Below are 14,506 nucleotides of genomic sequence, written 5' to 3'. Positions count from 1 at the left end.
ACGGGGTAAAGAAGTACGATGGTCGCGAAAAAACGCGGATTGTGGTTAGTTGGGGCTCGAGGGGGTGTCGCGGCGACCGTCGCTGTCGGCCTCGCCGAGCTCGCGCGGGCTGGCAGCGAGGCGGCAACGGTAGGGCTCGTTACCGAGTCTCCGCTTTTGGCCGGCCCCGACTTTCCCTCGTGGAATCAAGAGGCTCCCTGGAGCAGTTGGGTTCTCGGCGGCCATGAAGTGCGCGCGGGCACCCTGCTCGAAGCGGCCCGAGAACTGGAAAGGCAGAACGGGGCCCTACCGGTCGGGTTGGCCGACCGCCACGCGACCACGCTTGATGCGATCGATCGTCGGATTAGGCCGGGCGTACGGTTCCGTAGCGGGACGGCAATCGACGCCCTTACCCCCGGATCGCCTACGAGTTCCGCCACCCCCCGCGCACTGGTCGAACAGATCAAGGCCGACTTGATAGCATTCCGGGAAAGTAACCAGCTGGATCAAGTTGTGGTGGCGATCCTCAGTTCGACCGAGCCGCCGACGCCCGCCGACACGCTCCCCACAACTTGGGATCAGCTCAACCCGCTGCTCGATCGCGCCGAATCTTGCCCCCTGCGAGCGAGTTCGTTGTACGCGCTAGCGGCGATCGAGAGCGGCATGCCGCTCATCAATTTTACACCGTCGCTGGGGGCATCGTGCGCGGCGCTCGAAGAGCGGGCGGTCGCCTGTGGTACGCCCCTCGCGGGTCGGGACGGCAAGACGGGCGAGACGCTGCTCAAGTCGGTGCTGGCGCCGATGTTCGCCAAACGCGCCCTGCGCGTGGAGAGCTGGGTGGGACACAACCTGTTGGGCAACCGCGATGGCGCGGTCCTCGCGGACCCTGACAACAAGCGCTCCAAGATCGACAGCAAAGACGCCTTGCTCGCCCGGCTGCTGGGGTACGCCCCGCAGAGTCTCGTTTCGATCGAGCCGATCGCCAGCCTCGGCGACTGGAAAACGGCATGGGATCACGTTCATTTCCGCGGATTTCTCGGGGTTCCCATGACACTTCAGTTCACGTGGCAGGGGTGCGACTCGGCCCTGGCGGCACCCTTGGTGCTGGACCTGGCTCGGCTGATAACGCTCGCCGAGGAGCGCGGCGAGGCGGGGCCGATCAACGCGCTCGCGGCGTTCTTCAAGAGCCCGCAGGGGGCTGTCTCGGATGACTTTGGCGTTCAGTTTGAGCGGCTCCGCGCGTGGGTATCGGGGCTTGAGCGTTCGAGCGTGCCATGATTACGACAGCCGGTCGCGCCGCGGAGTGGCAGTCCGCAGGGTATGGTGACTCACAAGAGCGCGCGACCAACGCAACCCACCCTTGGTCCCCGCGTTTCCCTGATCTCCTATTGACGCGGCGCGCCACCAATTGCTTCAATGCGCGCAGACCTGGCGATCGGCCTATTCGGAAACCTCCGTTGATGCCGATTGAAGCGGTACCAGGAAGCGTTTGTCTCTCCATGTGATGCGCCCGGGGAGGCGACGCTCGAACTACACCGGGCGCCCCCAGGGAAGGAGCCATTCAAAATGGCAGCTACGAAGAAGACCGCGACCGCCAAGAAGCCGGCCGCTAAGAAGGCCGCGCCGAAGGCCGCTGCCGCGAAGAAGTCGACCAAGAAGACCGCCGCTAAGCCGGCCGCCAAGAAGGCCGCGCCGAAGGCTGCTGCCGCGAAGAAGTCGACCAAGAAGACCGCCGCTAAGCCGGCCGCCAAGAAGGCCGCGCCGAAGGCCGCTGCCGCGAAGAAGTCGACCAAGAAGACCGCCGCTAAGCCGGCCGCCAAGCGGACCCCCGCGAAGAAGGCGACCGCGGCCAAGAAGTAAGCAGCTTTGCTGAAAAGGCTGTTGATTTAGCAACGGGCCAGCACCAGCTCTTCTGAGCGGGTGCTGGCCCGTGCTGCTTTACGCGCACTCCACGATCTGCCCGGAACCTCGGTTTGACCGTTATTCGACGGGTGGCGTGGCCTCTAGCGGGCCATCAGAGCGGTCTTCGCCGCGCGGCGGATGACCGCCCGGCGATTGCCCTTTACAGCGTAAGTGCTTAAGATGATTAGCGTTAGAGAAGCATGTTGGAGCCGCTCTCGCGGATGACACCGGCCACGTTGCTGGGGTGAGTCCAGGCCAGGGGCGGCGACGGAGATTTTTCTAGTTCTCGTTTGCCCCCCTTTCGGAAGCGGCACTGCTCGTTGAGCGGCGGCGCTTCTCAGCCACTGCTCAACCTAGGATCCTCATAGCGTGTCGCCTTCCGATGAAGCTGCGCCGGCCGAGAACGGCGCGGCCCCCAATGCTATTGATGCGGCTGATGATTCGGCCGCAACCAACCCCGATCACGAGCTCGCCGATCAGCCTGGAGAGAGCCAGGACTTGGGGGGCCAAACGCCGGGGGTCGCCGATAGTTTTGCCGAGCTCGGTCTGTCGCAGGACATGCTAGCGACGCTCGCCTCGATCGGCTACGAGAAGCCCTCGCCGGTTCAGGCTGGCGTGATCCCGATCGCCCTGACCGGACGCGACGTGCTGGGGCAGGCCCGCACCGGCACCGGCAAGACCGCGTCGTTTGCGATCCCCATTATTGAAACGCTGCTTGAGCACGAAGGCAAAGAGCGCTCGCCGCAAGCCCTGGCACTTGTGCCGACGCGTGAGCTGGCCGTGCAGGTTGCCGGCGAGTTCGAGCGGCTCGCCGCCAAGAAGCGATGCCGCTGTGTGGCGCTGTACGGTGGCAAGCCGATCAAGTCGCAGATCAGCAAGCTAGAACGCGGCATCGACGTTGTGATCGGCACGCCGGGCCGGGTGATCGATCACCTTTCACGTGGCACGCTGGACCTCCGTGGCCTGCGGATTGTGGTGCTCGACGAGGCGGATCGGATGCTCGACATCGGCTTTCGTCCCGATATTGAGAAGATCCTGCGCCGGTGCCCGGCTAGCCGGCAAACGCTGCTGCTCTCCGCGACCGTGGCCCCCGGCGTTAAACGGCTCGCCGAGCGATACATGCACGAGCCACAAACGCTCGACTTCTCGCCCAAGAGCAAGTCGGTCGATACGATCGAGCAGCACTATTTCACCGTCGATGGCAATCGAAAATTCGATCTGCTTTGCAAGCTGATCGATCGCGAGGAGCCGGAGCAGACGATCGTTTTCTGTCGCACCAAGCGGGGCACCGATAAGGTCCAGGAACGGCTTCGCAAGAAGGGCTACCTCGGGGTGGATTGTATCCATGGCGATATGGCCCAGGGGGCTCGCGATCGGGTGATGAAGCAGTTCCGGGCGGGCGAGGTACGGCTGCTGGTCGCGACCGACGTCGTGGGGCGCGGGATCGACGTCACGGGCATCTCGCACATCATCAACTACGACATCCCTCAGTCGTCCGACGATTACGTGCACCGGGTGGGTCGCACCGGACGCATGGGCCGCGAGGGCGTGGCCTTTACGTTCGTCACGCGCGAGGAAGGCGATGAGCTGACGCGCATCGAGATGCTCATCAACAAGGTGCTGCTTAAGGACGCGATCGAAGGCTTCGAGGCGGTCGATCCGAGTAAAGCTCAGCGGTCGGCCCCGGCCCAGGTGCGGTACTACGGCATCGCCGCCGAGCAGACCGACGAACAGGATCCGTCCGCGCCGTCGGAGTCGGCTGGAGACACGGTGCCCCCCGAGCCTCCTGCACCTCCCAAGCCCAAACCCTTTGGCGGACGCACCAAGCGTCGCCGCCGGGCGCTGTAGCACTTCCCGGACTCACACGGGTAAAGCGAGGCTGTCAGCAATCGCTGTGCGTTGGTTCGCGCAAGGTTTTTCTGCGGCGAACGGTGTCGGCTGAGTGCTTCTCTTTGTTTGGGCAGGCGCGTGCGTCGTGGGCACGATGAGCGCCATGCCATGCTTGGCTTGGCCGGCTTGGGTATGCGCGCGTTGCATCGTTGAGATTGCCAAGCGCTGTTGACTAGCAGCCTGTTGAAAAAAGCCGTCCTGGCGTTTTTCAACCACGCCAAGCTCAGAGCAAGCTCTTCACGGCTCGCAAAACCCCGGCTTTTCGGGCCGTGGTTTTGGATTCGCTTCCTGCGGATCGCAGCCCGACGAGTAAATCTACGGGCTGCTAAGCGTGCTGCCACTTGAAGGCCGCCGCTGTAGCCGCTGGACGGAATCACGCCGCGGTCCTGTCGGGTCGCTTTGGTAGATGCGGATAAGCGTAATGACGCCGATGCGTTGTGCCGCGAGCAATCGTTCGCGACAGCTTATCCCCGGGCTCATTCTTCTTGATGAGCTCCCCACACAAGGAGCGGATGCGATGAAGAGCTTAGTGTCCTCGGTGCTATCAGCAGGTTTAGCGATCACTGCCGCTACCGCCAACGCGACGATCCCCTACACCCCGGTTGTGAACCCGCCGGGGGCGATACCTGTGATCGGGCCAGGTCTGTTGAAACCCGCTGAAGTTTTTGGCAAAGAGTACTCCCACGACCGAGATCACAGCACCGCGGGCGTCGGCGGACTTCCCGACCCCCAGCAGGTTGTTGCGTGGGATGGTGTGGGCGGAACGACCGACGGTGTGGACTACACAGGAAGCCGTCCGAACTATTCGCCTGATGACCAAGTCGATGCGATTGCCAATCACAACGACGCGCTCTTCCGGAGTTTACGCGCGGACCGAGCCCACCTGATCTTCTCGCACGACAACATGATCAGTGTGTACGACTCGCCGGCGGGCGGGTTCCGCCCGGCGACGATCCCTTCGGCCGGTCCGATCTTTCTGTCGGGGGGCGCTCCGATCGGGGGAGCGGGAGAACTTTCGTATGAGCTTGCCGGCGCTTTCGCGCCCCCTTCGACACACGGGGTCTGGGCCGTCCAAGGTGCGATCAATGGCATGCCGCTGCCCGACGATATCGATGGTGTCGAGCTGTGGGGCCCTGAACCCGGCATCACGGGCGATGCCGACAAGTACTCACTCGACGTAGATTTCTTCAGCGGCGTAGTCGGCGGTCCGCCTGCCACGAGCGTCTGGAACGCGAGCGGAACGCCGTACCTGTCGCACGCGACGATCGTGACCGCCGTCACCTCGCTGTTGGGGCCGGTGGGTTCAGGCGTGCTGCCGTTTCCGACGTTCATTGACGGCAACAATGCGATCAACGTCGATGCCTTGATGGTGCGGGACGTGGTTGGAGATATCGATACGTTCGATCGCGATCCCACCGGCGCACCGGGAGACCAGGTGATCTTCAGCATCCGCCAGATCCCCGACCCCAGCGATCCGGACGGCTATTACGCGACCGGATCCGAGCTGTTTGTTCTCGATGCGTCGCTGGGAGGATTGGGAGCGTCGTTCCTGTCCCACGGCGGGCACGTCTGGGATCAGGCCTACGCCCTTAGCTCGCTGGTTATCAGCCCCAACCTGGTAGACGGCGGCTACGGAGTGATCGACATCAACGCGATCGAAGCTGTCGGCGCGCTGGTCGTTCCCGAGCCCGCATCCCTCGCCCTGCTGGCCCTCGCGCTGGGGGCAGTCATCGGGCCGCGTCGCCGAGACTAGCCTCTCTGTCTAACCGTTCGGCTAACGTTGCCGGGCAACAAGCCAACAACCCGCGGCGGAACGCCGCGGGTTGTTGCGTTGCGAGAGAGGAGCCAATGCTTGCCCACTCACAGGGCGATCGAGAACTCTTCCGCCAAGAACTTTGCGGCAGAGTCCCACCCCTCAGCGGCAGCCTCCCAGTCGACCTTCATCGGCGTCACCTCGGACGGGGTTTTGACGCGTGCCTTGGAGTTGCTGTTCTTGTTCAGCGGGATCTGCGCACTGGGTCCGTCAACCAGTCGGCATTCGACCATCGGCGTCAGCAAGAACTCGGCCATCGCGTGCCCCGCCTCGGGTTGCGGCGAGCCAGCAATCAAACCCAGGCTGTTGGGGATGAATAGCACTCCCAGCGCCTCGGCTCCGTCCGTGCCGAGCTGGTCCGGGTAGATGATCTCGACCGGTGCGCCGGATTCCTTTTCGAGCATCGCGTCGTCCGTGTCGGTTAGCCCGAACAGCAGCTTGCCCTCGGCAACGTCCTTGGCAACGCGTCGGTTGCCCGACAGGATGCGGCAATTCGATTTCACGCGCTTAAAAAACTTCTCGAAGCGTTCCGCTCCCCAAGTGTGATGCAGGCACGCGGCGTGCGTGGCGGTGGTGCCGAACAGCGGCTTTGCGATGCCGCACCGGTCGGCCCACTGAGGATCGGTGAGGTCCTCGATTGAGTCGGGCCAGCGAGCCCGCTTGAGCTGGTCGGTGTTCACCAGCAAGACGCGCGCCCGCGCAGCGAAACCGTACCAGTCGTTGTCCTTTGATCGATACTCGCGCGGATAGTCTTGTGCGTACTCAAGTGGTTGCTTGCGAAGCAGGCCGAGTCGCTTCAGACGGAGCGTGTGCAGCATCTCGTTGTTCCAGTAGAGGTCGCACTGCGGGGCGTCCTTCTCCGCAATCAGCCGGTTGACTAGCCCGAGGGTTTTGGTCGATTCGGTGTCGTAGACGGCAACAACCTTGATGCCGGTGTTGCGCTCGTAGGCGGCGAAGATGGGCTTGGAAAACTCCTCGTCGAGCGACGTATATACGACCACTTCCTTGGGCACCTCGGGCGCTCCGCAGCCAAGGGCTAGCAAAACGGACAACGCCAGACTGGCTTGGACGAACCACCGGGCGATTCGACGAGCGCTGGTGAGGTGCTTCATTGATCTGAGGGGGCAGGGTGTGCTACGGTCCGCAGAGTGCCGACCTTTGCTCACCAACATACCCGCGTTAGCGGTGCCTCGGCAGCGGCCGGTGCCTACGCCGCTTCAGCCCGCCCTGCGATGATCGTCACGATCGATCGAACCCACCGCCGCTGACCTCGCGGACGGGGGCCCAGCCGTTTCATTGTCGCAGCGAGTAGGAATCAGCCAGTTATGCGAATCGAGCTTCTGGGGTCGGGCGGCTTTCACCCCAACGAGCGGCGACACACGCTGTGCGTGCTGCTGCCTGAGTTGGGTGTGATGCTCGACGCGGGGACGGCGGCCTTCCGTGTGCACGATCGAATCGCCACCTCGGAGCTTGACATCTTCCTCACGCATGCCCATATCGATCACATCGTGGGCCTGACGGCGCTGCTGGGCTTAGCTCACGCCGGCGCGCCCGTGACGGTTCGTGTTCACGCTGCAGCCGAGGTTAACGCTGCCGTGCGTGAGTCGCTTTTCGCTGCCGAACTCTTTCCCGTGCCCGTCGTGCACGAGTTTCTGGACCTGAACCATGCCGTAATGCCGCTCCGCAACGGGGCGACCTTACGCACGTTTCCGCTTGAGCACCCGGGCGGATCGTTTGGCGTGCGCGTCGATCACGCCGGTAAGTCGCTGGCGTTGGTGACCGATACCACCGCTCCGAGCCCGGCAACACTCGACGCGATCCGCGGTGTTGATCTGCTGTTGCACGAAGCGTACTTCGAAGGGACGCTCGCCGTACTCGCGACCACCACCGGCCACTGCACCGCGGGCCAAGCCGCGACAACCGCTCGCAGCGCCGGCGTGAAACGGCTTGTGATGGTGCACCGCGATCCGCGCGCCGCGGACGATGCAGCGCCACTGGCCGAGGCCCGCGCGCTGTTTCCGAACGCTGAATACGGCGTTGACCGTCAAACGATTGACGTTTGAGACACTCGGTGCGGCGCTTTGCCGAGACGGCGGAGCTCACGCCGCAGCAACCGACGGTAAGAAAAGTGCTCGACTTCCAGTCGGTGGCGAGGCGTCGCGAGATAGCTTATGGAAGCCGAGCCGCTCGTCCGCTGCTTGCGATCGACAAAGCGCTCGTAGCAGCGTGACCCTTCTCGCTGCGCGAGGAGCGTACGGGCCACGAGTTGCGACTGGAGGTCCACAAGACCCCACTGCCCGCTATCGGGCTGAATCATACCCAGAACAAACAGGTCGTCGCGCATAGGGGAGAACACGTTCAGGTACAGCTCGGGTCGGCCGGTGGCCGAGTCGCCGCACCAGTTAAGGTGCTTGCTGTCGAGAAACGGGAAAGACAACCGAAATCCGGTGGCGTACAGGATCACATCGAACGGCTCGACCGAACCGTCAACAAACCGCACGTGGTCCCCTTCGAGCTGCTCGATATTCGGCCGGATCGCAAGATCGCCGTGCCGCAGGGCGTAGTAAAGCTGCGAGTTGATCGTGGGGTGCGTTTCAAAGAGCCGGTGATCGGGCCGCGGCAGGCCCGTGCCACGCCGCGTTCCCAGCAGGAAGAAAACCATCGCGTGCGCCAGCGCACGCCGCACTGCAAGCGGCACGCGGGCGTGGAGCAGGCGTTCGCCGCAGATATCGATCGGCGTTCCGTGGAAGAACTTCGGCAAGAAGTGGTAGCCACGGCGGAGGCTGAGCCGTGTGGTGGCGGCGTGCTGAGCGCTCTCGACGGCCAGATCGCAGCCCGAGTTGCCGCCGCCGACCACCAAGACCCGACGCCCCTGCAAAAGGTCGGGCGACTTGTACTGGCTGGAATGCAGCGCGAGGCCGCTGAATTCGCCTGGGAAGTCGGGCCAAGCGGGGTCCCAGTTATGGCCGTTGGCGATCGCGATGGCACCGTAGCGGCGAAGCCGGCCGTCATCGAGTTCCACAAGCCAACCGTGGGGATCAAGCGGCTGGGCGTGGCGAACGCCCACGCCAAACTCGATCGACTCACGCAGCCCAAACCGCTCGGCATAGCTCCGCAAGTACTCGAGCACGAGGCCCTGGCTGGGGTACTCGGGCCAACTCTCCGGCATCGGGTGGTCGGGGTACTCCGTGAGTTTTTTAGAAGAGATGAGGTGAGTTGATTCGCAGACACTGCTGACGTTGAGACGGATGTTCCAGTTGCCGCCCAGATCGGGCTCGCGTTCGACACAGTCGTAGGTGATGCCGGCATCGCGCAGCGCTTTGCCCATGGCGAGGCCCGAGGTGCCAGCTCCGATTACGAGCACCCGCTCCGAACGATCCTCAGCGTTGCGCAGCGTTGCAGATAGCGGTGAGCTTCCCGAAAGGTGGGGACGCGCTGGGACGGCGGTGCTGGAGGCGAGGGGTGGCATCGTGCGCAGTTTGCGCGAGCTGGGCGGGTGAAGCTACTCCCGCACCCACCCCAGTGACAGTTTTCGTCACCCAAATAAGGCTCGGTGCGGCAGGCTGCTCGTTGACAATCTGCTTCTCCCAGCGACATTGCAGGCACGGGAAAATTGTCATTGGTGGCCACCCTACGCCACCGCCCTTCCTGTCACGCACCGACATCTCTATCCACCGCATTCTTGCTAAGGATGCCACGCAAGACCGATTGCAGAGCGGGAGCCCATGGCGAGCAAAGCAAGCCGAGCCGGGAAGACTCCCCCCCGTCAGCCGTCCACAGCGAGCGTCCCGCTTGCCGTGCGTCCGCAGGGCGTCATCGGCGATCGGTATCGGCTGGAAGGGACCTACGAGCGCTTGCGTCGCGCGTTGCTTGCGGTGCCCGCCGACGGTCGGCTCGATCGGCCGCTCTCTTACTGGGTGTTGCCGACCGATCGAACGCTGCCGCTGGCGCTGCTGGACCGACCGGTACGCGAGCTGCTGGCAGACGAGCTGGCGGTGCTGATGCGAACGCCTGGCGTGGGGCAGAAAAAAATCCTCGGACTCTTCGATCTGTTACGCCGGGCACTGAAGGCCCACGACCCCCATGCCCCGTTTGGATTACCCGGCGCGCTATCCACGGCAACGCGCCATGCCACGCAGGACGCCGCTGGCACGAAGGATCGTCTGGCAGAGGTTTCGGAGGCGGCTTGGAGCCTGTGGACCGAGTCGGTTCGGCGTGGTGGCATGCACGATTGCGTGCTGGGGCGCGTCGCCCCGTGTCTGCAGTCGCTGCCGTCGGTGATCTGGCAGAAGCCCCTGGGCGACTATGCCACGCGGACCCTCGCCGAGGTTCGGCAGATGAAGACGCACGGTGAGAAACGGGTTCAAGCCATCCTCGAAGTCTTCTTGGCGGTTCACGAGGCGCTTTCGACCGCCGTGCTTGACGAGCATTTAGAGGTGGTTGTTCAGCCCCGGTTTGTACCGGCGGTCAACCGCTGGCTTGTTTTGGCGAATAAATCGCCCCGCTTGGTCGGAGCCGAGGATTTGCAGCGGCGGGTCATCGCCCCCCTGCTGGAGCAGGTCGCCCACGACCTGGGCCAGGAAGTGGCCCAAGTGGCAGCGGAACGCCTCGCAACCGGATCACGAGCCTCCTCGGTCAAGCAGCAAGCTGCCCGTCTGAGCGTGACCCGGGCGCGGATTTATCAGCTGCTCGAGGAGTGTGCCGCGATGGCGGCCGTACGGTGGCCCGAAGGAAGATGGTTGCTGGCACCACTCGCCGAGGGCCTTGCCCCTAGCGCGACGATAGCGCACGAGTCGTTGGTCGGCGTTCAAGCACTTTTCTTCCCCGAAGAATGCGTATAAGCCTTTCAGATCCTCAGTGGAGAGGGATCATTCGCCGAGAATCGCGGGAACAGGGACCGCAATTAAATGCGGCTAGCCGTTGCGTAAGCTATGTTTCCTAGGCATAGACTCTCTTTATGAGTCGGTTCGCCCCACGCTATTCGCCCCTGGTTTGACGTGGCCCTTCCCGCACGTAGCCGAGCCTCGATCGTCGCCCACAATCTGCGGCGGCTGATGGCTCGCGACGGCTTGACCTACGAGGGAGTCTGTCAGCAGACGGGACTCGACGCCCGGACTCTCCGCGGCATCTTGCACGCCGCTAAGAAACCGCACGCGAAGACGCTCAAACGCTTGGCCGAAGGGCTAGGCGTCTCGGCAGACGACCTGTTTGCGGGTGACGCGGAAGCGGCGGTTGCGGAGTTCGACCTCGCCTCGAACCCAGCGATCGAGGCGGCTGTCGAGGCTCATGAGTCGCTTTTTGAAGACTGGACCCCGCACGATTTTGGCGAACTTGCCAGCCGGGTCGGCGTTGGCGGGCCAATGACCGAAGTAGGTGTCGTTCTAACGGCCCAACAGATGAACGCCAATCGGTCGACACTCGACAAGGCGCGAACGATCCTTGAATCGGACCAAGCAGAGTTGCTACGCGGCATGATCGAGGCGCTGTACGTCAAGGCGACGCTCAATCGCTGATTGCTGCTTGCTGAGTTGCTCGGCACCGGGCAAGTAGACCATCAGGCATCGAGCGAGACGGGTGCCAGATTGAGCCGCGGGGCGTGACGTTGCACCAGGGCCACCCACAGCGGTTGGCGATAGTCGTCGCTGGGCAGCTCCTCAGCCGTAATGACCGCCACCTGTGCGGTCTTGCGCAGGCCGCTCTTGGCCCCGCGGTGATCTTCGAGCCGGCGTCCCAGATCGTGGGTCTCCCCCAAGTAGACCGGCTTGTGCGCGGATTCGCGCAGCAGGTACAGGCCAGCCAGACCATCGTAGCGGTTGACCCGCATGCGAGGAAAAGCCTGGAAGCGTTCAAACTCACGGCTGGCTAAAACGTAGTGATAGCGCTTGGCCTCTTCGGCAAGAGCGTGCCGTGCCTTGCGTAGCCGCAGTGCCGCCCAGCGGTAGATCGTCACGCTCTCGGCTTGCCAGCCGGCATACTTGGCGGCGATCTTGTCGAAGGTTTGCGCTTTATCCGGTGTGCAGAAAAGCTCGTCGAGCGATGCCACCGCGTGCTTGCGCAGCGATTCACACCAAGCGATCTCTGCGGCGAAGGCGACTCGATCGAGTTCGTCCGACGAAAAATCTTGACGCGAGACCGACTTCAGCCGAGGCAGCTTACCGGCCTTACGGAGCCGCAGCAGCTCAAGATTCCAATCCGTAGGCCCCCCGAGGAGCCCGGCCTTGGCGCAGTCCGCATGAAAGCGCGATTGCAAAGCGGCATCGCACAGCAACCAATCGACCGAAGCACCGTCGCGCGTTGCCGAGAAGGCTTCGATCAGCGCTTGCTCGGTGAGCTCACGCAGTGACAGCCCCACCGGGGCCGTTGGAGCAGCGCTGGCGTGAGCGCTCGAAACGGGCGTGGGAGCCTCTTTTGCGGAAAGGCTGGCCGCGGTGGTTTCTACCGGCGAGGCTTCCGCTTCCTGTGGCGTGTGCGCTGTCGGCCCGACGAGCGGATGCCCCTTCAGCCGGCGTCCTTTGGCGGTTGTCGGCGCGCTGCCGACGGGATCGGCCGGCCCGTTCAAATCGTCTCCGACGTCGAGGGCCTCGATCCGCTGGTTGCCATACTTCGCGTAGTCGGTCGAAAGCTCAAAGCCGAGGAATTGGCGCCCGAGCTTCTTGGCGACCGCCAGCGTCGTGCCGCTGCCGGCAAACGGATCCAACACCAAATCCCCGGGGCGTGAACAGGTCCGCACGATCCGCCCGAGTAACTGCTCGGGCATCTGACAGCCGTGAAATCCTTGCCGCTCCTTGAACGTGCCCGCCACGCGGCTGAAGTACCACGTATCGTCCATCGGCTGGAACGCATCGGGCTCTTCGCGCAGGTCCTGTGGGCGGAGAATCCAGGTGTCGTCGGGGAGCCGCCCGGTGGGATTCGCGCGGCGATCTCCGTACACCAGCGCCCGGGCCGAGGGGACCCGCACGGCGGGGTCTTCGGCGTTGAACGTGTGCTGTTCTTCGTCTTGCACAAAGTGAAACAAGTGGGCGTGCGAGCGATTGAACTTGCGTCGGCAGTTCTGCCCGAAGGTGTAGTACCAGATGACCCAGTTACGCGGGGTGAATCCTTGCCGCTTTGCGGCAACCTTGAGCTCAGCGGCATACTCGTCGCCGATTGCCAACCAAAACGAGCCGCTCGGCTTCACAACACGCTGCAGCTCGGCGATCCAGCGCTCGCACCAGGCGAGGTAGTGCTCATCCTGGTGCGAATCATCGTACTCGTCGTACTTGAAACCGATGTTGAACGGCGGATCGGCAAATGCCAGATCGATCGAGTGATCTGGCAGGCGTGAGAGCAGCTCGACACAGTCACCTTGGTGGATCCGATCCAGGGCGAGCGGCTCCTCGGCAGAGGGGTCGCTGGTCGTGTCGTGAAGAGCTGCGGACGCCGACGACGCGGCGGACGGCGTGGCGGTAGTCATGGGGTGCTAGCTTAGCGGACGCCCCGCGGATCGTCACGCCGCCGGTCTCCACCGCCGCGGTTAGCCCCGCCGCATTGCCCCGCTAATCTCGCGAGGATTCGCTCGTCTCGCCGCGGAGCAGGTCTGCCGGCGTTTGCGCCGCCCGGATCAGGCGGGGCTCTCCCCCGTCGATGAGCACTTCGGCCACGAGCGGCTTGCTGTTGTAGTTGCTGGCCATCGTGTAGCCGTACGCTCCCACGGCTCCAATGACCAGGTAGTCACCCACCCGCGGCCGCACGAGCGAACGCTCTTCGACATAGCCCCCTTCCTTCTGGGTGAAGATATCGCCGGATTCGCACAGCGGTCCCGCCACAACAAACGAGGCCAGCGCGGCCGACGGTTGAGGTACCCCCTCGGCGGGGCAAACCGCCAGGGGGTGATAAGCACCGTACATGGCAGGCCGTACCAAGTTGTTGAAACCGGCGTCTACCAGGATGTATTCCTTGGTCCCCATTTGCTTGACGGCCCGCACCTCGGTCACCAGCGAGCCGCTTTCAGCGGCCAGGTAACGACCGGGCTCGATCTCGAGCGCAACGGCGTGGCCCCACGCCTCGGCCAGCCGACGCCGCGTGGCGTCCCACAGCGAGTAGTAAGCCGCCACATCGACCGGGGGTTCGTTGCCCCGGTAGGGGGTAGAAAGCCCGCCGCCAGCGCTGATCGCGTGAACGCTCGGCCCCACACGCAGCGCGAAAGCCTGCATCGCGTCAGCGACCCGGCCGAGATGCTCCATGTCCGTGCCCGATCCGATGTGCATGTGCAGCCCCTCAACCGTCAGGCCGTAGCGGGCGGCACGCTCAACGCACATTTCAATCTGCTCGTGCCACACACCGTGCTTGCTCCCCTCGCCGCCGGTGTTCACCTTCTGGCTGTGGCCGTGGCCGAAACCCGGGTTGATCCGGAGCGTCACCCCCCGCTTTCTTCCAAGCGGTTGGCAGCGCGCGCCGTACTGATCGATCATGTCGGGCGAGCCGCAGTTGACTGCCAGATCGTGTTCGATGACCGCGTCCAGCGATGCACGATCAAAGATGTCGGCCGTGTAGATGATCTCTGCCGGCTGTCCTGCTGCGTGGTCTCCGGGGCCGGGCTGGTAGCCTGCCGCCAGCGCGCGGGCGATCTCTCCCGCGCTGACGGCGTCAACCAGCACCCCCGCGCCCCGGACGAGCCTGAGCACCGACAGGTTCGAGTTGGCTTTTTGGGCGTAGCGCACCGTGTCGAACGGTGCCAAGTCGGCGATCCGTTGGCGGATCATCGCGGCGTCGTACACGTAGCAAGGCGTGCCGAAGCGCTCGGCGAGAGCCGGCACAGCGACGCCGGCGATCTGTGTGACATAGGGCGATGTGGGCCCCGCGTTAGAAGCGATCGACAGGCTATCGGGCGGAAGCGACATGAGCGGTCGGGCAGGCGGGACAGATTTACAGAAGGTGACGGGC

At 64.0% G+C, this 14,506-nt stretch carries 11 protein-coding genes; 7 read left to right on the top strand and 4 right to left on the bottom strand.

The window, feature by feature from the left end; all coding sequences use genetic code 11:
* The first annotated feature begins 18 nt into the window (after nt 1-18).
* The 4 genes from Pla111_RS07440 (at nt 19) to Pla111_RS07425 (ending at nt 5,524) form a co-directional block, all read left to right on the top strand.
* The gene (locus Pla111_RS07440) at nt 19-1,257 is read left to right on the top strand and encodes an inositol-3-phosphate synthase (RefSeq protein WP_146572936.1); all 1,239 of its coding nucleotides are present in this window, start codon (nt 19-21) and stop codon (nt 1,255-1,257) included.
* Between the two features lie 288 nt (nt 1,258-1,545).
* On the top strand, nt 1,546-1,839 hold the full coding sequence (locus tag Pla111_RS17185; RefSeq protein WP_197524850.1) for a hypothetical protein: 294 nt from the start codon (nt 1,546-1,548) through the stop codon (nt 1,837-1,839).
* Nucleotides 1,840-2,250: 411 nt separating this feature from the next.
* Nucleotides 2,251-3,729, top strand: a complete 1,479-nt coding sequence (locus Pla111_RS07430; protein WP_231930812.1) for a DEAD/DEAH box helicase — start codon at nt 2,251-2,253, stop codon at nt 3,727-3,729.
* 559 nt (nt 3,730-4,288) lie between these two features.
* Nucleotides 4,289-5,524, top strand: coding sequence for a PEP-CTERM sorting domain-containing protein (locus Pla111_RS07425; protein ID WP_197524849.1), 1,236 nt, complete (start codon nt 4,289-4,291; stop codon nt 5,522-5,524).
* Between the two features lie 107 nt (nt 5,525-5,631).
* On the opposite strand, the gene Pla111_RS07420 is transcribed toward Pla111_RS07425, so the two are convergent.
* Nucleotides 5,632-6,696: an extracellular solute-binding protein gene (locus Pla111_RS07420; protein WP_197524848.1), complete on the bottom strand. Its 1,065-nt coding sequence runs from the start codon at nt 6,694-6,696 to the stop codon at nt 5,632-5,634.
* A gap of 213 nt (nt 6,697-6,909) precedes the next feature.
* Here Pla111_RS07420 and Pla111_RS07415 point away from each other — a divergent pair, with 213 nt between their 5' ends.
* Nucleotides 6,910-7,647 (top strand): MBL fold metallo-hydrolase, encoded by a 738-nt coding sequence (locus tag Pla111_RS07415; RefSeq protein ID WP_146572930.1) that lies wholly within the window; start codon nt 6,910-6,912, stop codon nt 7,645-7,647.
* Here the strand turns inward: Pla111_RS07415 and Pla111_RS07410 are convergent.
* Nucleotides 7,629-9,053, bottom strand: a complete 1,425-nt coding sequence (locus Pla111_RS07410; RefSeq protein WP_146572928.1) for a flavin-containing monooxygenase — start codon at nt 9,051-9,053, stop codon at nt 7,629-7,631. The two genes, Pla111_RS07415 and Pla111_RS07410, sit on opposite strands and share 19 nt — an antisense overlap.
* Nucleotides 9,054-9,309: 256 nt before the next feature.
* Here Pla111_RS07410 and Pla111_RS07405 point away from each other — a divergent pair, with 256 nt between their 5' ends.
* Together Pla111_RS07405 and Pla111_RS07400 are read left to right on the top strand one after the other, a co-directional pair.
* Nucleotides 9,310-10,425 carry a hypothetical protein gene (locus Pla111_RS07405; protein WP_146572925.1) on the top strand — a complete coding sequence of 372 codons (1,116 nt, stop codon included), beginning with the start codon at nt 9,310-9,312 and terminating at the stop codon, nt 10,423-10,425.
* Nucleotides 10,426-10,581: 156 nt separating this feature from the next.
* Nucleotides 10,582-11,097: a helix-turn-helix domain-containing protein gene (locus Pla111_RS07400; protein WP_146572923.1), complete on the top strand. Its 516-nt coding sequence runs from the start codon at nt 10,582-10,584 to the stop codon at nt 11,095-11,097.
* Nucleotides 11,098-11,138: 41 nt separating this feature from the next.
* Here the strand turns inward: Pla111_RS07400 and Pla111_RS07395 are convergent, their stop codons facing one another.
* Nucleotides 11,139-13,037 (bottom strand): DNA methyltransferase, encoded by a 1,899-nt coding sequence (locus tag Pla111_RS07395; protein ID WP_146572921.1) that lies wholly within the window; start codon nt 13,035-13,037, stop codon nt 11,139-11,141.
* 82 nt (nt 13,038-13,119) lie between these two features.
* Complete coding sequence (lysA, locus tag Pla111_RS07390; protein ID WP_146572919.1) at nt 13,120-14,463, bottom strand: diaminopimelate decarboxylase; 1,344 nt, start codon at nt 14,461-14,463, stop codon at nt 13,120-13,122.
* Between the last annotated feature and the right edge of the window lie 43 nt (nt 14,464-14,506).

The sequence above is a fragment of the Botrimarina hoheduenensis genome, assembly GCF_007859815.1.
Classification (GTDB): Bacteria; Planctomycetota; Planctomycetia; order Pirellulales; family Lacipirellulaceae; genus Botrimarina; species Botrimarina hoheduenensis.
The sequence above is the reverse complement of the archived record's forward strand: the minus strand, read 5'-3'. Positions and strand labels throughout refer to the sequence as shown.